The sequence below is a fragment of the Paraplanobispora takensis genome (genome assembly GCF_016863195.1).
Taxonomy (GTDB): domain Bacteria; phylum Actinomycetota; class Actinomycetes; order Streptosporangiales; family Streptosporangiaceae; genus Planobispora; species Planobispora takensis.
This window is the reverse complement of the sequence record NZ_BOOK01000039.1, coordinates 96,683-114,872: the sequence shown is the minus strand read 5'-3', so window position 1 is coordinate 114,872 and position 18,190 is coordinate 96,683. Positions and strand designations below refer to the sequence as shown.

General features: G+C 73.0%; 16 protein-coding genes. 5 read left to right on the top strand and 11 right to left on the bottom strand.

The window, feature by feature from the left end; genetic code table 11:
- Positions 1 to 7: 7 nt before the first annotated feature.
- The 3 genes from Pta02_RS27405 to Pta02_RS27395 form a co-directional block, all read right to left on the bottom strand.
- Positions 8 to 2,647, bottom strand: a complete 2,640-nt coding sequence (locus Pta02_RS27405; protein WP_203877824.1) for a phosphoenolpyruvate carboxylase — start codon at positions 2,645 to 2,647, stop codon at positions 8 to 10.
- A 76-nt stretch (positions 2,648 to 2,723) separates the two neighbouring features.
- Positions 2,724 to 4,337 carry a hypothetical protein gene (locus tag Pta02_RS27400; RefSeq protein WP_203877823.1) on the bottom strand — a complete coding sequence of 538 codons (1,614 nt, stop codon included), beginning with the start codon at positions 4,335 to 4,337 and terminating at the stop codon, positions 2,724 to 2,726.
- A complete protein-coding gene (locus Pta02_RS27395) occupies positions 4,313 to 5,092 on the bottom strand; it encodes an ABC transporter ATP-binding protein (RefSeq protein WP_203877822.1) in 780 nt (259 codons plus the stop codon). Before Pta02_RS27395 ends, Pta02_RS27400 begins: the two co-directional genes overlap by 25 nt.
- Before the next feature lie 210 nt (positions 5,093 to 5,302).
- Here Pta02_RS27395 and Pta02_RS27390 point away from each other — a divergent pair, with 210 nt between their 5' ends.
- The 5 genes from Pta02_RS27390 to Pta02_RS27370 all read left to right on the top strand — a co-directional run bounded on the left by Pta02_RS27390 (position 5,303) and on the right by Pta02_RS27370 (position 10,531).
- Positions 5,303 to 6,916: an acyl-CoA carboxylase subunit beta gene (locus Pta02_RS27390; protein ID WP_203877855.1), complete on the top strand. Its 1,614-nt coding sequence runs from the start codon at positions 5,303 to 5,305 to the stop codon at positions 6,914 to 6,916.
- A 73-nt stretch (positions 6,917 to 6,989) separates the two neighbouring features.
- On the top strand, positions 6,990 to 7,187 hold the full coding sequence (locus Pta02_RS42355; protein ID WP_203877821.1) for an acyl-CoA carboxylase subunit epsilon: 198 nt from the start codon (positions 6,990 to 6,992) through the stop codon (positions 7,185 to 7,187).
- 101 nt (positions 7,188 to 7,288) lie between these two features.
- A complete protein-coding gene (locus Pta02_RS27380; RefSeq protein WP_203877820.1) occupies positions 7,289 to 8,230 on the top strand; it encodes an NYN domain-containing protein in 942 nt (313 codons plus the stop codon).
- Positions 8,231 to 8,313: 83 nt separating this feature from the next.
- Positions 8,314 to 9,903 carry a DNA-3-methyladenine glycosylase 2 family protein gene (locus Pta02_RS27375; protein WP_203877819.1) on the top strand — a complete coding sequence of 530 codons (1,590 nt, stop codon included), beginning with the start codon at positions 8,314 to 8,316 and terminating at the stop codon, positions 9,901 to 9,903.
- A gap of 127 nt (positions 9,904 to 10,030) precedes the next feature.
- The gene (locus tag Pta02_RS27370; RefSeq protein WP_203877818.1) at positions 10,031 to 10,531 is read left to right on the top strand and encodes a methylated-DNA--[protein]-cysteine S-methyltransferase; all 501 of its coding nucleotides are present in this window, start codon (positions 10,031 to 10,033) and stop codon (positions 10,529 to 10,531) included.
- A 121-nt stretch (positions 10,532 to 10,652) separates the two neighbouring features.
- Here the strand turns inward: Pta02_RS27370 and Pta02_RS27365 are convergent, their stop codons facing one another.
- From Pta02_RS27365 to Pta02_RS27330, 8 genes are all read right to left on the bottom strand, one after another.
- On the bottom strand, positions 10,653 to 11,477 hold the full coding sequence (locus Pta02_RS27365; RefSeq protein WP_203877817.1) for an NmrA family NAD(P)-binding protein: 825 nt from the start codon (positions 11,475 to 11,477) through the stop codon (positions 10,653 to 10,655).
- A gap of 131 nt (positions 11,478 to 11,608) precedes the next feature.
- Positions 11,609 to 12,583 carry a hypothetical protein gene (locus Pta02_RS27360; RefSeq protein WP_239131262.1) on the bottom strand — a complete coding sequence of 325 codons (975 nt, stop codon included), beginning with the start codon at positions 12,581 to 12,583 and terminating at the stop codon, positions 11,609 to 11,611.
- Positions 12,580 to 13,251 carry a hypothetical protein gene (locus tag Pta02_RS27355; protein WP_203877815.1) on the bottom strand — a complete coding sequence of 224 codons (672 nt, stop codon included), beginning with the start codon at positions 13,249 to 13,251 and terminating at the stop codon, positions 12,580 to 12,582. Before Pta02_RS27355 ends, Pta02_RS27360 begins: the two co-directional genes overlap by 4 nt.
- Positions 13,252 to 13,328: 77 nt before the next feature.
- On the bottom strand, positions 13,329 to 16,274 hold the full coding sequence (locus tag Pta02_RS27350; RefSeq protein WP_203877814.1) for a hypothetical protein: 2,946 nt from the start codon (positions 16,272 to 16,274) through the stop codon (positions 13,329 to 13,331).
- Between the two features lie 96 nt (positions 16,275 to 16,370).
- A complete protein-coding gene (locus Pta02_RS27345; RefSeq protein ID WP_203877813.1) occupies positions 16,371 to 16,769 on the bottom strand; it encodes an Rv3654c family TadE-like protein in 399 nt (132 codons plus the stop codon).
- A 113-nt stretch (positions 16,770 to 16,882) separates the two neighbouring features.
- Positions 16,883 to 17,281: a TadE/TadG family type IV pilus assembly protein gene (locus Pta02_RS27340; protein ID WP_203877812.1), complete on the bottom strand. Its 399-nt coding sequence runs from the start codon at positions 17,279 to 17,281 to the stop codon at positions 16,883 to 16,885.
- Between the two features lie 173 nt (positions 17,282 to 17,454).
- Positions 17,455 to 17,961, bottom strand: a complete 507-nt coding sequence (locus tag Pta02_RS27335) for a TadE/TadG family type IV pilus assembly protein (RefSeq protein ID WP_239131261.1) — start codon at positions 17,959 to 17,961, stop codon at positions 17,455 to 17,457.
- The gene (locus Pta02_RS27330; protein ID WP_203877811.1) at positions 17,945 to 18,190 is read right to left on the bottom strand and encodes a Flp family type IVb pilin; all 246 of its coding nucleotides are present in this window, start codon (positions 18,188 to 18,190) and stop codon (positions 17,945 to 17,947) included. Before Pta02_RS27330 ends, Pta02_RS27335 begins: the two co-directional genes overlap by 17 nt.

Genomic DNA, 18,190 nt, shown 5'->3' with positions numbered 1-18,190 from the left:
GCCGGTGTCAGCCGGTGTTCTGCAGGCCGGCGGCGACGCCGTTGACCGACAGCAGCAGCAGCGTGGACAGGCGGTCGCGCTCCTCCTCCGGCAGGCCCTCCTCGGCCCGCAGCGCGGACAGGGCGCGCAACTGCAGGTGGGACAGCGCGTCGACGTAGGGGTCGCGGAGCTGGACGGCGCGGGACAGGACGCGGCGGTTCTCCAGCAGGCGGGTGTGGCCGGTGACCTCCAGGACCAGGCGGCGGGTCAGGTCGTACTCGGCCAGGACCTGCTCCACGAAGTCGTCCCGGCCGCCCAGCGCCAGATAGCGGGAGGCGATGTCGCGGTCGGTCTTGGCCAGGGACATCTCCACGTTGTCCAGCAGGGAGGCGAACAGCGGCCACTCGCGGTAGGCGGCGCGCAGTTCCTCGATGCCGGTCTCGGAGACCACCGCCTCCAGGCCGCTGCCCAGGCCGTACCAGCCGGGCAGGTTGACCCGGGTCTGCGCCCAGGCGAACACCCACGGGATGGCCCGCAGGTCGTCCAGGGAGCGGGGGGCGCCGAGCCCGCGGCGGGCCGGGCGGGAGCCCAGGCGCAGCGAGCCGATCTCCTCCAGCGGGCTGACCAGGGAGAACCACTCGGGGAAGCCGGACGCCTCGGTCAGCGAGCGGTAGGCCTTCTCCGAGGCGGAGGCGACCCGCCCGGCCACCGTGCGGAAGCGCGCGGCGGCCTCGGCGGTGCGGGCCTCGACGGCCGGGGTGGAGGCGAGCAGCACCGCGGAGGTGACCTGCTCCAGGTGGCGGCGGGCGATGGCCTCGTGGCCGTACCGGGCGAAGATGACCTCGCCCTGCTCGGTGACCTTGAACCGGCCGCCGACCGAGCCGGGGGCCTGGGCGAGCACGGCCCGGTTGGCCGGTCCGCCGCCGCGGCCCAGGGCGCCGCCCCGGCCGTGGAAGAGGGTCAGACGCACGTCGTGCTCGGCGGCCCAGGCGGCCAGCGCCTCCTGCGCCTCGTACAGCTTCAGCGTGGCCGCGGCCGGGCCGAGTTCCTTGGCCGAGTCGGAGTAGCCGAGCATGACCTCCAGGCTGCGGCCGTTCACCGCAAGGCGCTCCTGGATCGCGGGGATCCCCAGCATCCCGGACAGCACGTCCGGCGCGGCGGCCAGGTCGGCGCCGGACTCGAACAGCGGGACCACGTCGAGCGTGGGCGCCCGCTCGCCGAGGGCGTGCCGCGCCAGCTCGTAGACGGCGGCGATGTCGTCGGCCGAGCGGGTGAAGGAGACGACGTAGCGGGAGCAGGCGGTCGTGCCGAAGCGCTCCTGGATCCAGCCGATCGTCCGGATGGTGGCCAGCACCTCGTCCGTGCGCTCGGAGGTCTCCCCCGCGGCGATCTCGGCCAGCGCGGCGGCGTGCACCTGCGAGTGCTGGCGCACCTCCAGCTCCGCCAGGTGGAAGCCGAAGGTCTCGGCCTGCCAGATCAGGTGCTGCAGCTCGCCGTACGCCTGCCGCTTCGCCCCGGCCGCGGCCAGGGAGGCCTGGACCAGGCGCAGGTCGGACAGGAACTCCTCCGGCGAGCGGTAGGCCAGGTCGAGGCTGCGCTGCCGGGTGGCGGCGATCCGGGCCGCGACGTACAGCAGCCACTGCCGGTGCGGCTCCCGCGGGGAGCGGGTGGCCATCTCCGAGACCATCTCGGGGTGGTCGTTCTCGGCGGCGGTCAGGGCGGCGCGCAGCTCCGGCGAGGCCGGGGTGTACTCGGCGGTGACGGTCAGGCTCCGGCCGATCCGCGAGGTGGCGTTCTCCAGGGCGATGAGCACGTGCTCGGACTGGATGAGCACCGCGTCCCTGGTCACCTTGGCGGTGACGTTGGGGTTGCCGTCGCGGTCGCCGCCGATCCAGCTGCCGTAGCGGACGAAGGCCCGGGTCAGCGGCTCGCGGGTGCCGGTGTCCCCGCCGAGCGCGGCGTCCAGGGAGCGGTAGACCTGCGGGACCATCCGGAACAGGGTCTCGTCGAAGGCCGCCATCGCGGTGCGGACCTCGTCCAGCGGGTCGAGCTTGGTGTGCCGGAGCTGGGCGGTCCGCCACAGCAGGTCGATCTCCTCCAGCAGCCGGCGCCGGGTCTCCGCGCGCTCGGCCGCGCCCCGCTCGGGGCTGTTGTAGGCGGCCAGCTGGGCGCTGACCCGCTGGATCGCGGTGACCACCGCGCGCCGGCGCGCCTCGGTGGGGTGGGCGGTCAGGACGGGGTGCAGCCGGAGCCCGTCCACCAGTTCGGTGACGCGCTCGTCGCCGAGCTCGTGGACGGCCTGGGCCAGGGACTCGGGCAGCGGCTCCTCGCCGGTGTCGCGGACCCGTAGCGTGCGGATGCGGAAGTGCTCCTCGGCCAGGTTCGCCAGATGGAAGTAGCAGGTGAAGGCGCGGGCGATCTTGACGGCCCGGCCGATCGGCCACTGGGCGACCATCGCGGTGATCTCGTCGACCGAGATCTCCCTGCGGCGTGCCGCGATGACGGCCTTGCGGAGGCGTTCGACATCGGCGAGCAGGTCGTCGCCGCCGTGCTCGGCGATGACCTGACCCAGGAGCCCGCCGAGCAGCCGCACGTCCGCGCGGAGCTCGTCGGGCATCTCGGTGACGGCGGAAGAACGTTCTACCTGATGGGGCGCGCTGGCGGACATGGATGTCAGCGTAGCGAGAGCGATTTCCCCGGCGGAGACCGGTCTCACCTAATGGACTAGACCAATGGTGAGAGGCTCAGGCGGGCCGGGAAATCGACTCCAGGATCTCCGGATATCGTGCGTACGCGATGTTCCCGGCGATCCTGCGACCGCCCCAGGCGATCAGGACCCCGTACGGCAGAGCGAGCAGGACGGCCCAGGTGAGGCCGAACAGCACGGGCAGCACCGCGGGCAGCGCCAGCAGGCCGGTGCCGATCATCGCGCCGAACGACCCCATGAAGGCGATGCCGCCCTGGCCCGGGGCCGCGCCGGTGAAGGCGTTGAGCCGGTCGGGGACGGTGTACGGCAGGAGCGCGCTGGTCAGCGCCCCCACGCCCAGCCCGACGCCCAGGATGCCCCAGGCGAGGGGCACGGCGAGCAGAGCCCAGACCGGGTTCCCGGCCAGGGTCGCGGCCAGCAGGGCCAGCAGGACGAGCACCGGGGCCGCGATCGTCGCCACGGCCAGGTGCCGCCCGGCCAGGTCGGTGCGCCAGTCGCGGGCGGTGGCGTACACCACGGAGTTCATCCACACCGACCGGCCGTCGATGCCGAAGGAGTTGCACGACTGCAGGCTGATCATCAGCGCCCCGAGGCACGCGGGGCCGACGGCGAGCCCGGGGCCCGGCGGGGCCCCCTCCTGACCGCCGAGGGAGAAGGCCAGGATGCCGGTGACCGCGAGGGAGGCGAACCAGCCGACCCGGCCGCGGGGGTCGCGGCGGGCGTACTTGAGTTCCTTGGTGGCGACCGCGGCGAGCCGGCCGTCGGGCAGGAGACGGGCCAGCAGACCCCTGGAGTTGCGGACCGAGGCGGCCTCGGTCGAGGCGTCCGTGGTCACCATGGCCCGGCGCAGCGCGACGATCCACAGCCACCCGAGCAGCACGGTCAGCGCGGCCAGGACGGCCAGCTCCACCAGGGCGACGGCCCCGCCGTCGGCGATGGCGTGCGCGGCCATGCCCGGCGGGGTCCAGCGCAGCGCGGCGGCGGCGCCGTGCAGGAGCGTCAGCGGATCACCGCCCAGGCCCCGGTTGAGGATGAGGTTGGGCAGCTGGGCGGCCACGATGACGAAGATCACCGAGATCGCGAGCACGTCGCGGCCGCGGCGGGTGCGCAGCACCCCCGACAGCGAGGTGGTGACCAGCCGGGAGACGACGATGCACAGGGCGAACTGGAGCAGCACGGCGACGACGCCGATGACCACGCCGCCGGCCCCTCTGGCCAGGCCCACGATCGCGCCGGAGACGATGACCAGCGTGGCGACCGGCCACACGCCGGTGACCGAGGAGGCGAACATGCCGGCCGCCAGCTGCCGGGTACGCAGCGGCAGCAGCGCGAGCCGGGACGGGTCGAGGGTGTCGTCCAGCCCGAAGGCCAGCAGCGGGACGACCGCCCAGCCGACCAGGAACATGGTGAACACCACGATCCCGGCGTCCTGCGCGACCTCGGCGGGCGCTATGCGCAGCATCGCCATCGTGAGGAAGCCGAAGAAGGCCACGACGATCGCGGCGATCAGCGTGAAGACGAAGCCGAGCAGGCGCGTGGTGTCGCCGCGCAGGTTCCCGGCGATCAGCCGCAGCTTGAGCCGGGCGAAGAGCAGGGGGCCGACCCGCGCGGCGGGGGCCTCCACGCTCACGCCGAGGTCGATCCCAGCCACGACAGACCCTCCTCCCCGCTGCTCTGCGCGTGCGCGCCGACCAGGCCGAGGAAGGCCTCGTTGAGGCTCCGGCCGCCCCTGACCGCCTCCAGCGGGCCCTGGGCGACGATCTGGCCGCGGTTCATCACCGAGACCCAGTCGCACAGCCGCTCCACCAGGTCCATGACGTGGCTGGAGAAGACGACGGTCGAGCCCGAGGCGGTGTAGCGCCGCAGCACCTCCACCAGCGTGTTGGCGCTGACCGGGTCGACGCCCTCGAACGGCTCGTCCAGGAAGAGCACCGCGGGGTTGTGCAGCAGGGCGGCGGCCAGGCCTATCTTCTTGCGCATGCCGGTGGAGTAGTCGACGACCAGCTTGTCGGCCGACTCGGTGAGGTCCATGACGCGCAGCAGCTCCTCGGCGCGCCGTTCCACCTCGCCCTTGGGGATGCCGCGCAGCTGGCCGTTGTAGGACAGCAGCTCCCGGCCGGACAGCCGCTCGAACAGGCGCAGGCCCTCGGGCAGGACGCCGATGCGGGCCTTGACGGTGACGGGGTCGCGCCAGACGTCGGCGCCGCCGATCAGGATGGTCCCCGCGTCCGGGCGGAGCAGGCCGGTGACCATGCTCAGCGTGGTGGTCTTGCCCGCGCCGTTGGGCCCGACCAGACCGGCGAAGCCGCCCCGGGGGACCACGAGGTCGACCCCGCCCACGGCGACCTGCTGCCCGAAACTCTTGAACAGGCCACGCGTCCGCACGGCTTCTTCGATATCCGACATAGTGCCCCATTCTCCCCTGCGTAGCGTCCTGATTCTCCCTTTCTGCGTTTCACCGATCCGGCGCCCCTCCGCCGTATCGCCAATGCAACGAACGGCGGCCCCCGATGGTTCGGAATGCCAGGAGACGGTTACCCTTCTGCGCTATGAGCCGGGGCGGACCCGACGCAGTGAGCGGAGTGGATCGTGAGGAACGGACGGTCCGCGCAGCGAATGAGGAGCGGTGAGCGACCAGTGAGTGCTGAGCCCGTACACGCCGAAATCGACATTCACACGACGGCGGGGAAACTCGCCGATCTGGAGCGCCGCCTGGACGAGGCCGCCCACGCGGGGTCGGCCCGCGCGATCGAGAGGCAGCACGCCAAGGGCAAGATGACCGCCCGCGAGCGGGTCCTGGCGTTCCTGGACCCCGGCAGCTTCGTGGAGTTCGACACCCTGGCCAGGCACCGCTCCACCAGCTTCGGCCTGGAGCGCGAGCGGCCGTACGGCGACGGCGTGGTGACCGGGCACGGCACGGTGGACGGCCGCCCGGTGGCGGTGTTCTCCCAGGACTTCACCGTGTTCGGCGGATCGCTGGGCGAGGTCTTCGGCGAGAAGATCGTCAAGGTCATGGACCACGCGCTCAAGACCGGCTGTCCGATGGTCGGCATCAACGACTCCGGCGGCGCGCGCATCCAGGAGGGCGTCGTCTCCCTCGGCCTCTACGCCGAGATCTTCAAGCGGAACGTGCACGCCTCCGGCGTGATCCCGCAGATCTCCCTGATCATGGGCCCCTGCGCGGGCGGCGCGGTCTACTCCCCCGCCCTCACCGACTTCGTGCTCATGGTGTCGGAGAAGTCGCACATGTTCATCACCGGCCCGGACGTCATCAAGACGGTCACCGGCGAGGAGGTGACGTTCGAGGAGCTCGGCGGGGCGCACACGCACAACTCCCGGTCGGGCGTGGCGCACTACGAGGCGAGCGACGAGGCCGACTGCCTGGAGTTCGCCCGGGCGCTGCTGTCCTACCTGCCCTCCAACAACATGGACGACCCGCCGGTCTTCGAGGCCGACCCGGTCCTGGAGACCACCGACGAGGACCTCGAACTGGACACGCTGATCCCCGACTCGGCCAACCAGCCCTACGACATGCACGAGGTGGTCGCCCGGGTCCTGGACGACGGCGAGTTCCTGGAGCTGCACGCGCAGTTCGCGCCGAACATCCTGGTCGGCTTCGGCCGGGTCGAGGGGCGCCCGGTGGGGATCGTGGCCAACCAGCCGATGAGCTTCGCCGGCACGCTGGACATCGCCGCCTCGGAGAAGGCGGCCAGGTTCGTGCGGACCTGCGACGCCTTCAACGTCCCGGTGCTGACCTTCGTCGACGTCCCGGGCTTCCTGCCGGGCACCGACCAGGAGTGGAACGGCATCATCCGCCGGGGCGCCAAGCTGCTGTACGCCTACGCGGAGGCCACGGTGCCGCTGGTCACGGTGATCACCCGCAAGGCGTACGGCGGCGCCTACGACGTCATGGGATCCAAGCACCTGGGCGCCGACGTCAACCTGGCCTGGCCGACCGCGCAGATCGCCGTGATGGGCGCGCAGGGCGCGGTCAACATCCTCTACCGGCGCGAGCTGGCCGCGGCCGACGACCCGGACGCCACCCGGGCCGGACTGGTGACCGAATACGAGGACACCCTCGCCAACCCGTATCTCGCGGCGGAAAGAGGGTATGTGGACGCCGTGATCCGGCCTTCCGACACCCGCGTGCAGATCGTCAGGGCCCTGCGTGCGCTGCGCAACAAGCGCGCCACGCTGCCCCCGAAGAAGCACGGCAACATCCCGCTGTAGGTGCGAGGATGGGAGGCTCGATGAGTGCGAGGGCACGGCCGTCAGGGCGCGCGGAACCGGTGGAGGAGATCCGATGAGCCATTTGAAGATCGTCCGTGGAGACGCGACGCCGGAGGAGATCGCCGCACTGGTGATCGCCCTCGCCTCACGGGCCGCCTCATCAGCAAAAGACCCACAAAAGTCGGAAAACTGGCGCAACCCCGCACACCAGATGCGAAAGCAACTCCCAACCGGGCAACACGCATGGCGATCAAGCAGGCTTCCCGGATAGATCCCGAGAACATGGTGTCAAGTTGCGCGAGAGTTGGGACCATCTAAGAAATGGGCGCATATAGTCAGCCGATCAGCTAGTCACGAGGCCTGGAGGACGACATGGCCATCCTTGACCTCACTTCCCATCCCGTCGCCGCGAAGTACGCCGTCCTCGTCGACGTCGGATACCTCTACGCCGCGGCGGGGGAGGTGCTGCTCGGCGCCAAGGAGCGCAAGGAGTACCGCGTCGCCGCCGACGAGCTGATCCAGGCGCTGCAGAAGCACGCCGAGGCTCGCATCCACGGCGAGCTGCTGCGCATCTACTGGTACGACGCCGCCCGTGACCGGGTGCCGACCGTGGACCAGCGCGTCATCGCCCAGCTCCCCTGGGTCAAGGTGCGTCTGGGCAACCTCAACGCGCGCGGCCAGCAGAAGGGCGTGGACGCGCAGATCAGGAGCGATCTGGAGGCCCTGGCGCGGCACCACGCGGTCAGCGACACCATCCTGCTGGCCGGCGACGAGGACATGGTCCCGGCCGTGGAGGCCGCCCAGGCCTACGGCGTGCGCATCCACCTGTGGGGCGTCGAGCCGCCCTACGGCACCAACCAGGCCGAGCGCCTGGTGTGGGAGTCCGACACCGTCGAGATCCTCAGCGCCGACTTCCTGCGCGACTTCTTCAGCAGGGCGCCCGTCCCCGTCCCCGTCCCGCCCGCGACCCCCTCGCCCGCCCAGGTCTTCGCCGGCCGTACCCCCGCCACGATCAAGCCCAAGGTCCCGGCCGGCCAGGTCACCAAGCTGGGCCCCAGCCGTCCCCGCGTCGAGGAGGTCGGCGAGCACGTCGCCCAGAAGTGGATCCTCACCCGCGGCCGCGACAACATCCGCGACCTGCTGCCGGGGCCGATCCTGCCCACGGTCATCGACACCGAGCTCCTGATCGAGGCCGAGAAGGAGCTCGGCCACTCGCTGCGCCCGTTCCCCGAGGCCCGCGTGTGGTTGCGCGACGGCTTCTGGGCGCGCGTCTACCGGGAGTTCGACCTGGGGGTCGGCATCTCCTCCAAGTGACCCGGGCGGCCGTCCGGAGGGCGTGACGGTCACGTCCGATTTCCGCCAGTCATCCGGCATGGGCTGCGGATAGCGTTGTTCGCATGTTCGCCGGAAAGCTCGACTTCGACTCCTGTTACCGTGCGGTGGCCGCGCGGGACGCCCGGTTCGACGGGCGGTTCTACACGGCGGTCACCTCCACCGGCATCTACTGCCGGCCGATCTGCCCGGCCCGCACGCCCGCCTCGCGCAACGTGCGCTTCTACCGCCACGCCGCCTCCGCCGAGGCGGCCGGCTTCCGCCCGTGCAAGCGCTGCCGTCCCGAACTCAGTCCCGGCGACCCCGGCTGGGACCACCGGGGCGACCTGATCGGCCGGGCGCTGCGGCTGATCGAGGAGGGCGTGGCCGACGACACCGGGGTCACCGGACTGGCCCGGCGGCTGCACATCACCGAGCGCCACCTGCACCGGCTGTTCACCGCCGAACTCGGCGCCGGGCCGCTGGCCGTGGCCAGGACCAAGCGCCTGCTGCTGGCCAAGCAGCTGCTGACCGAGACCGGCCTGCCGATCACGGACGTGGCCTTCGCCGCCGGGTTCGGGAGCGTGCGGCAGTTCAACGCGACGATGAAGGAGACGTACGGCTTCACGCCCGGCGAGCTGCGGGCCACGGCGGGCCGGGCCGTCACCGGTGACGCGCTGGCCCTCCGGCTGCACCGGCGGGAGCCGTACGACGCCGAGAGCCTGATGCGCTTCCTGAGCGCCCGGGCGATCACCGGCCTGGAACGGGTCGACGGCCCCGGGTCCCCCGCCTCGGGTTCCGCTTCCGCCGACGGCACCGCGGGTCCGGGTGACGGCGCCGCGGATCCGGACGGGACCTCTTCCGCGTACGGCGGGCGGGCGGGCCACTGGCGCTACAGCAGGGCCGTCCCGGGGGGCCTGGTCACCTTGACCGCGTTCCCCGACCACATCCGGCTGGAGGTGGGCCTCGCCGACACCCGCCACCTGGCCCGTGTCGTCTCACGCTGCCGCCGCCTGTTCGACCTCGACGCCGACCCCGGGGCCATCTCCTCCGCCCTGGGCGAGACCGCGCTGGGCCCGCTCGTCGAGGCCCGGCCCGGCCTGCGCGTCCCCGGCGCCTTCGACGGCTTCGAGCTGGCCGTACGGGCCGTGGTCGGCCAGCAGGTCTCGGTCGCCGGGGCCCGTACCCTCCTCGGCCGCATCGTCGCCCGCGCCGGCCGCCCGGCCGTGCCCGTGACGGACGACTCCGCGCGGGATGAGCCCTCCTCCTCCGGGCTCACCCGCCTGTTCCCCACCGCCGGCGACCTCCTGGAGGCCGACCTCGACGGGCTCGGGCTGACCGGCCGGCGGGCGGCCACCCTGAAGGCGCTGGCCGAGGCGGTCACGGGCGGCGAGCTCGACCTGGACGGCGCCCAGGAACCGGCCGAGGCCGTCGCCCGGCTGCTGGAGGTGCCCGGCGTCGGGCCGTGGACGGCGGGCTACATCGCCCTGCGGGCCCTGCGGGATCCGGACGCCTGGCCGGACGGAGACCTCGGCCTCCGCCGGGCCATGGCGTGCCTGGGCATCCCCGACGACCACGTCGAACGCTGGCGCCCCTGGCGCGCCTACGCCGCTCTGCAGCTTTGGATGGCGCCTGCGTCTATGGCCGTGCTGCGCACGGCTGGCTCGGGGGCGTGAGGATCCGATGCCTTCCCTCGTCGCTCATCCGCTTCGCTCCTTCGCTCCTCAGTCCAGTGCACCGGCGCCCCCTCGCGGGTCAGGCCGCGACCTATATCCCATGACTTCATGAAAAGGAGACACCACGATGATCGAGGCACAGATCCTTTCCACGCCGGCCGGGCCGCTGGCGTTGCTCTCCCGTGAGGGCGTCCTCGTCGCGGCCGGGTTCACCGGCGATCCGCACGAGATGTTCGAGCGGCTCTCGCCCGCCCTGCAGGCCGAGGGCCTGGAGCGGGTGGACGACCTCGGCCACGCGGCGCAGGCCGTACGGGACTATCTGGACGGCGATCTGAAGGCCCTGGACGGTGTGCCGGTGAGCCAGCCGGGCACGCCCACCCGGCAGCGGCTGCTGACCGCTCTGCGGGAGGTGCCGGCGGGGACCACGATCACCTACGCCGAGCTGGCCGAGCACGCGGGGCTGCCCCGGACCGCGGCCAGGGCCGCCGGCTCGGCCTGCGCGCAGAACCTGATCGCCCCGTTCGTGCCGTGCCACCGCATCCTGCCCTCCACCGGCGGCTTCGGCGGCTACTACTACGGCACCCCGGTCAAGCAGTGGCTGCTGGACCACGAGGCGAAGACCCGCTGATCCCGGCCCTGCGGAACCCCCGGCCCGGAAACCCCGGGCCGGGGGTTCCCGCTTCCGGGCGCCGGATTCCCGCGGGCCCGGGCTCACCGGTGAAAGGCGTCGCCGGGCCCGCGGGACCGGTTCAGGGGCGGAAGGCGTCGGCGTGCTCGGCGGCCCACCGGGCGAAGGTGCGCGGGGCCCGGCCGGTGATCCGCTCGACGGTCGGGACCACCGTGTACCCCTCCTCCGGCGTGCTGCCGAGCGCCGTGACCAGGAACTCGATGAACTCCTCCGCCATGCCCTCGCTCCGCCACTTGTCGCGTGCCTGCTCCTCGGTGAGCTCGACGAAGCGGATCTCCCTGCCGACCGCCTCGCTGAGGATCTCCACCTTGCGCACGGTCGTCAGCGCCTCGGGGCCGGTCAGGACGTAGGTCCTGCCCCCGTGACCGCCCCGGCCCAGGATCGTCGCCGCCACCGCGCCGATGTCGGCCTCGTGGATCATGGCGCTCAGCCGGCCGCCGAACGGCTCCCGCACCACCCCCTCGGCGCGGATCGACTCCGTCCACCACGTGAGCGTGTTGGCCATGAACTCGACCGGGTTGAGCAGGGTCCATTCCACGTCGCCGCCGGCCAGGGCCCGCTCCAGGCCCCCGCCGGCCCGGCCGCCCAGGACCGTGGCGCGGCGTACGCCGGACTTGGCGGCCAGTTCCACGATCTCCCGGCCGTTGGGCAGCGGCGCGTAGTCGTTCCCGCTGAAGTTGATCAGATGGACCGCGGTGACGCCCTCCATCGCCGCCGTGAGGCTGTCGGTCACCGCGAGGTCGCCGCCGACGACCTCGACCTCCCGGGGGAGGTCCGCCTTCGCCGGGTCGCGCGTCAGGGCCCGGACCTTCAGGCCGGCCCGGAGGAGGTGGTCGACGACGTGGCGGCCGACGGTTCCGGTGGCCCCGGTCACGAGGATCGTCATGGATGACTCCTTTTGCGCTGGACACTGCAGAACGGAATGTTCGGTTCCAATATACCAGAACGGAACGGTTCATTCCACAGTGTTCGGCGGCCCGCGGAGCCGTACGACGTCCAGGCCCTGGCGGGCGGGTGTCAGCGGTTGCCCCTGACCGTGCTCTGCACCTCTCCCACCGGCACGTCCCGGGTGGCCTCGACCTCGACGGGGTCGTAGGCGAAGGGGACCACGTCGTCCTCGACCTCGACGGGCCAGACGGTGGTCACCGTCAGCTCGTAGACCTCCCGGGGCCGGTCGGCCGAGGCGCGGAGATAGCGCACGCCGCAGGTGAACTCGGCGCCCTTGGCGTACGGCCTGCCGCCGGGCCCGCAGTCCTCCTTGACCTCGGCGCGGTCCGCGGAGGTGCCGGGGTCGATCCGGATGTCCTCCAGGGTGGCGGTGACGGTCGCGCTCATGAAGCCCGGGATCGTGGCCGTCACCGACCGGGTGGGCGCCCCGACGCCGTCCAGCCAGACCCAGGTCGGCAGGTTGACGTAGCTCCTGGCGTCCGGGCTGAGCTTGATCCGCGGCTCGGGCACGGTCAGCGCGGCGCGGGCGATCTCGACGAGCTCGGCCAGGGTGATCCCGGCCGGAGGGGTGGTCCCGGGCGGCACCCACACGAAGGGCTCCAGGTCGTTCCAGCAGGAGTTGCCGTCGGGATCGGCCGCGTTGTAGGCGGGCGCCCACCATCGCCCCGGCTTGCCGATCTTGTCCTTGAACTGCTTGAGGAACTCCTGGAACTTCTCCTCGGTCGGGTTCGGGGTGAAGCGGAACCACCAGGCCCGCAGGCTCTCCTGTGACTCCAGCATGCCGCCGGCGTCCTTGCCCGGCTCGTACCAGCACGGACGCTTGATCCGGTAACCGTCGCCGGCCCCGCCCCGCAGGCCGTTGCCGGTGATGACGATCTGGGAGTTCTGCAGCCGGACGCCGGCCGTACGGCCGTCCTGGAAGCCCTCCCCGGACGGCGGATCGGCCGTCACCGCCGGACCCGCCCCGGCCGGTACGGCGGGCACCGCCCCCGCCGTCCCCATCGCGAGCAGCAGGGTTCCCACGGCGACCCCATTGGTGATCATCGAATGCACCTCTCGGCTCGCTCGCTGGGATACAGGGCGTGGCGCAGGTACTGGATCCGTCGCACGCCGTCGCCGTCCTCCCACATGTCGGCGGCGTGCAGGAAGGGCCTGCGCATCCACTCGTCCCGCCCCGGGACCGTCCGGCCGGTGCGCGTGTCCACCGTGCGGGTGCGCGACATGTCCACGCACACGTTGAGCCGTACGCCGCGCTCCAGCGGCTCGGCCTCGAACCCGTACAGCCGCGTCGTCCCGCGCAGCGCCCGGTGCCTGTCCCGATAGCCCGACACCCACGCGTAGTCCTGCCGGACCGCGTCCTCACCGAGGAGGCCGAGGTAGGCGGTGTCGCCCTGCGCCGGGCCGTTCTCCCCGGCGGCGACCACCCGCAGGGACCCGGCGTAGTAGTCGCGGAAGGCGGCGATCATTTCAGCGGTCGCGGGGTCGGCCGAGGCCGGGGGCTCGACCGTCACCCGCACGCCCGGCGCCACCCGGACGCTCTCGGGCCTCAGCGGGCTCCCGGCGGGCGACGGCGAGCCGGACGGACTGGAGGAAACGTCCGGAGCCGCCGCGGACGGCGTGCCCGCCGGCCGGTCGGCCGGGACGAACGTCTCGTCGGCCGGCGGGGAACAGCCCGTCAGCCCGGTCAGCGCCAGCACGATCACGGCACCCACGCCGATCACGCTAGAAGCGCGCGCCGCAGGAGACCAGCGGTATGCGCGGATCGGCATGACCGCTCTGCCGCGCGCGCTCATGCCGAGGGCGCCGAGCTCATCCGCCACGTGGGCAGCAACTCGTCGATGAGCGCCTCCGTCTCCGGCGCCATCCCCCCGCCGTACGGGTGGGAGGCGGCCCGACGGTGCAGGGCGTCGGCCACCGCCCGCAGCCGGGCGGCGTCACCGGTCATCTGGGTGGCCCGCAGCAGGTCCCGCCAGAGCCCCTCGTCGTCGGCGGCCAGCAGCAGCCCCGCCCGGACCGCGGCCACCGCCCGGTCGGGCTCGCCGTGCGCCAGCCGTATCTCGCAGAGCCGGTGCGCCGCGTCGGCGACGCTCGCCGCCACGTCGTACTCGAGGTCGTCGGCGGCCAGCCACGCGTAGCGGCCGCGCGGGCGCCCGTTCAGCAGCGGGCCGCGCACCAGGCCGAGGGCCTTGTCCAGCAGTACGGCGCGCGCCGCGGCGTCGGTGTGCGACCGGTGGACGAAGGCGCGGAAGAGCGCCCAGTCGGTGCGCACGCCGGGACCGAGCCGGAGCCTGCCGTCCTCGTCGGCGAACAGGTTGGGCCGCCCGGCGGAGTCGGAGCCGAGCCACGCGGCGACGCGGGCGATCGTGGCGTCCCTGACCACGGCCTGCACGCCGCGCGGCCACAGGACGCCGCCGAGCACGACCGGGTGGACGCCGCCGGGATGGGTCGCCAGGTAGACGACCATCTCTACGGCGAGCGCGGCCCTGCCCTCCTCCATCGGCGGCGGACCGGCGATCTCGACCGGGCCGAGGATCCGCACCTCGGCCGAGGGCGCCTGGCTGACCGTCTCGGGCTCGTCCGGCAGCGGTTCGCCCTCGAACCGCCCGGCCGTCAGGAACAGGTCGATCAGCGCCCGGTAGTGCCGCCGCGGCAGCAACTGGGCGTCCACCTCGAAACCGAGCGCGTCCATCGTGGCCCTGCCGTCCTCGGTGATCTCCCAGTTCCACGTGGCGTGCGGGACCCCGCCCGCGATGACGTACCCGCGGGCCGTACGGACGCCCTTGCGGGCGAGGACCGCCAGCCGGTCGGCCTCCTCGGCGTTCGGGGTGATCGCCGACAGCAGGTAGTGCGGTGACCAGGCGGGGTCGGCCGCACGGCCGGTGACCCGCCCGGTGAGCACCTCGGCTCCGTGTCCGCCCTCCCCCGTCCGCGCCTCGGCCTCCAGCTCGGGCAGGACCTCGGCCAGGCTCGCCGCGTACCTGATCCGGCCGGGGGCGATCGCGGTCAGCTCCTCGCCGAACCCGACGAGCGTGACGCGCATCCGGTCGGACCAGCGGTTGGTGGCCAGCTCGACGGCGAGCGCGGCCAGCGCCGGGACGGTCCGGACCCCGGTGAGGCCGATCAGCCCGTGGGCCGCCTCCAGGTCGACGAGCACCCGCCCCTCGCCGTTGGAACCGAGGGAGACCAGCCCCGGGTACGGCGCCGGCGCCCCGGCCAGGCCCTGCTCGTCGATCATCCTGCCCTCGTGCGCGGGCAGCCGCCACACCTGGCCTCCGTCGTGCGCCTCCCAGGGCTCGGGCGCGTCCGGCTCCGGCGGGTGGATCCACAGGTCGAGGTGGCGCGGGGACAGGTGGGCGGCGTAGATCGTCGGGGGAACCCGTCCCCCGGCCGCCAGGGACCTGCCCAGCAGCCGCAGCCCGAGGTCCAGCATCCGGCTGCCCGGCGCGTCGGCGCCCAGCCTGAGCGCCAGCTCCGCCTGGGCCGCGTCCTCCCTCGGCCGGGTGATCCTGCGCCCGAACGCCCGGTGCCAGAGCTGCTCCCTGCGCCTGCGCCCGAGCGCCACCAGCAACCCGGCCGCGGCGAGCGAGGCGCCCGCCAGATAGTCCAGCATCCCCGGCCCGGAGTCCTCCTCCGCGTCCCCGGCCGCGGGACTCCGCCCCTCGTCCTTCCCGGACCCCTGAGCCGGTCCCGCCCCGTCTTCCCGCCCCTCCGCGTGTTGTTCCTCGTGCTCCCCGTGCCCGGAACCGTCTTCGGAGCCCTCGGCGGAGTCCTGTCCCGGCCCGGCTCCGGGATCCCGTACGGAGTCCGGGGGGGCGTCGCCGGTCGCCGTCCCGGAGTCGCCGTCCCCCACCCGGCCGAGGTCGGTGACGTCCCGCGGGCGCCCGTCCCGGCCGGTGACCGGGGAGCGTTCCACGGGGTCGGCGCCACCGGGAGTGAAGTACTGGGTGCGGCCGTCGAGTTCGGCGGGCTTGCCGGGGTGCTCGTCGAGGGTGGCGGCGCGGCTCTGGGTCGCGGGGACGATGTGGATGTTCCTGGCGTCGTCCGGCATGTCGAGGACCCAGCCGGGCCTGATCAGGTCGGCCATGTGGAGACGACTGCCGTCGGGTTGCTCCTTGTGCTGGTTGAGCCGGTAGATCTCCGGATAGCGGCGGCCGTCGCCGAGGCACTTCTCCGCGATCTCCCACAGGCTCTCGTGGTGCCGGCCGTGGGGCGGCTGGACCACGTAGACCTTCTTGGCCTTCTCCACCGGGGCCAGCGGCGCCCGATCGACGCTCGGCGGGGGTGCGTCCAGGGTCGCGGCGACAGGGAGGGGACGGGCGGGCGGCCCGGCCGTCCGCATCATCGGCACGGCGACCGCCGAGACGGTGAACAGCAGCAGCGCCGCCGAGACCAGCCGGTTGGCCAGCGCCTGGGTGCCGCCCGACATGGGGACCCTGGCGGGCATGCCGACCCTGCGGAGCCCGGCGTAGAGCTCGACGATCACGCACACGACCAGTTGGAGCCAGGCCAGCCAGACCAGCAGCACCAGGATCGCGACGAGCGTGCCCGCGCCGACCTGGCTGTTCATCAGGTCGAGGTCGAGCAGTTCCGGCGAGAGCGGCGGACCGGCGAACCTGAGCAGCGCGTAGGGGACCCCGCCGACGAGCGCGATCAGCACGATCAGCGCTCCGAAGCCGGCGAACAGGTCGCCGACGGTGCGCTTGGGCTTGATGCGCATGGGCTGTCGCGTCGGCATGCGTCTCCCTCCATGTCCAGCGTGGTCTTCCGTCCCCGACTCGGCCAGTGGTCGGCCCTAATCGGTCTGGCGCTTCACCGCAATCGGCCCGACCGGTTATGGGGCCTCCTCTCCGGTGTCCGGCCCCGCGACGGCCACGGCCTCCATCTCCGAGCCGGGGAAGCCCAGGGCCGCCAGGAAGAACGCCGTCCAGCGGACGGAGACGGCGACCTCCACCTCCTCCGGCCGGGGCTCGCACGAGACGAGCCGGACCTCGCCGGACGCGTGCGCGGAGACGATCTCCTCCGCCGCGGCGCAGACGCTGTCGCCCTCCAGCAGCCGGGCCCGGCTGGTCTCGCGCAGATACTCGACGTCGATCTGGTCGGCGGCGGACCGCGCGGCCTGCTCGGCGATGTCCGAGGCCCGCAACCGGGCGTTGATCGCCGCCCCGCCGTCCACCAGCAGCCCGGCCAGCAGGAAGACCACCACGGAGAACAGCACCGTGAAGACCGACATCGACCCCCGCTCCCGCCCGCCCCCCGCCCCGGACCGCGACCACCGCGAGTCGCGGGACGGCTGATCCTCCGCCCGCCGGGGAGCAGGGGACGCCTGGGCGTGCGGCGGCCGGTTCACTCGACTCTCCGGAACTGCTCCAGCGGGACGACGGAGTCGCCCCGGATCTCCTTGGCCGCGCCGAACCCGAGGAATCCCAGGTCGAGCGAGCAGCTCACCTCGACCCTGACCTGACCGCCCTCCTCCCAGGTCGTGCCCGAGAGGCTGACCTGCGGTTCGCACTCGTCCGGCAGTGATGCCTGCGCCGCCTCGGCGGCCGCGGCCTCGGCCTCGCTCCTGGTGCGCTCGACCGAAGCGGCCCGCGCCGCGTCCCTGGCCGCGCCGTTGACCTCGCCCTGCGCCTCCACGATCCTTCCGGCACCGACCAGGAACAGCAGGAACAGCAGGAAGACCGGGGCGAGCAGCACCGTCTCCGCCGAGAGCGAGCCCCGCTCGCGGCCGTCCCCGCGGCCCACCGGCCCTCCGCCTGCGTGATCGTTACGGAGACCTACCGGTGCTCCGCCTTCGTGATCGTCGCGGAGACCCACCGGAGTCCTCCCTCCCCCGGCGCCTCGAAGACCGGTCCGTCTCCCTCCCCGGGCGTCCCGGAGACCGGCCCGCCCCCCGCTCCTGCGGGCGCTCGGAGGTCTCATTCGCATCCCTCGCTCCCGTCGTCGGGCCGGAAGCACTCGACGGGGCCGCCGAAGCGGGCGGTGATGGTGAACGTCGTGGCCGGCAGCAGGGGGATGACCTGGACCGCGGTGGCGGTGATCTCCACACCGCGCCGGTCGTCCTCCTCCCAGGCCGTGGCGGTGGCCCCGCCGAGCAGCTCGGGGCCGACCGCCTCCAGGACCTCCCGCGCCCGTGTCTCGGCGTCCCGCTGCCAGGAGTCGGTGTCGACCCTCGCCAGACGGGCCCCCTCCCTCGCGGCGGCGTCGGCCACCTGGCGCCCGTGGAACCACAGGGCGAACTGCACGACGAGCAGGATGACGATCAGCACCACCGGCATGATCATCGCGAGCTCGACGGCGGTGGCGCCCCGCTCCCGGTCGCGGCCCTCCGCGGCGCGGTCCTCCGTGCCACGGTCACCCGAGCCACGACCCTTCACCCCGCAGTTGCCCGCGTCACGATCCTCGGGGTCACGGCTCTCCGCCACCGCCGTCACCTCCGCCTCCGCCCCCGCCGAACTGGTCGGAGATCTCCGTTTGCTTGTCCTGGACGAGAGTCCTGATGAGAGTGGCGAGGCCGAGGGCGACCCCGGCGATGATGGCGGTGATGATGACCCACTCGACGGCCGAGGCGCCGCGGGTGGGGGCGTTGCGCGCCTTGTCGATCCGGACGCTCAGCAAGGCGACCGCGTAGACGATCCACGGATGGTTCAGCAT

Excerpts from the sequence above, each read along its gene's own strand:
- Pta02_RS27405 (WP_203877824.1), bottom strand. The coding sequence starts at position 2,647 with ATGTCCGCCAGCGCGCCCCATCAGGTAGAACGTTCTTCCGCCGTCACC.
- Pta02_RS27370 (WP_203877818.1), top strand. The coding sequence starts at position 10,031 with ATGATCGAGGCACAGATCCTTTCCACGCCGGCCGGGCCGCTGGCGTTG.
- Pta02_RS27360 (WP_239131262.1), bottom strand. The coding sequence starts at position 12,583 with ATGATCACCAATGGGGTCGCCGTGGGAACCCTGCTGCTCGCGATGGGG.
- Pta02_RS42355 (WP_203877821.1), top strand. The coding sequence starts at position 6,990 with ATGAGCCATTTGAAGATCGTCCGTGGAGACGCGACGCCGGAGGAGATC.
- Pta02_RS27350 (WP_203877814.1), bottom strand. The coding sequence starts at position 16,274 with ATGCCGACGCGACAGCCCATGCGCATCAAGCCCAAGCGCACCGTCGGC.
- Pta02_RS27345 (WP_203877813.1), bottom strand. The coding sequence starts at position 16,769 with ATGTCGGTCTTCACGGTGCTGTTCTCCGTGGTGGTCTTCCTGCTGGCC.
- Pta02_RS27330 (WP_203877811.1), bottom strand. The coding sequence starts at position 18,190 with ATGCTGAACCATCCGTGGATCGTCTACGCGGTCGCCTTGCTGAGCGTC.
- Pta02_RS27365 (WP_203877817.1), bottom strand. The coding sequence starts at position 11,477 with ATGACGATCCTCGTGACCGGGGCCACCGGAACCGTCGGCCGCCACGTC.
- Pta02_RS27375 (WP_203877819.1), top strand. The coding sequence starts at position 8,314 with ATGTTCGCCGGAAAGCTCGACTTCGACTCCTGTTACCGTGCGGTGGCC.
- Pta02_RS27395 (WP_203877822.1), bottom strand. The coding sequence starts at position 5,092 with ATGTCGGATATCGAAGAAGCCGTGCGGACGCGTGGCCTGTTCAAGAGT.
- Pta02_RS27390 (WP_203877855.1), top strand. The coding sequence starts at position 5,303 with ATGAGGAGCGGTGAGCGACCAGTGAGTGCTGAGCCCGTACACGCCGAA.
- Pta02_RS27380 (WP_203877820.1), top strand. The coding sequence starts at position 7,289 with ATGGCCATCCTTGACCTCACTTCCCATCCCGTCGCCGCGAAGTACGCC.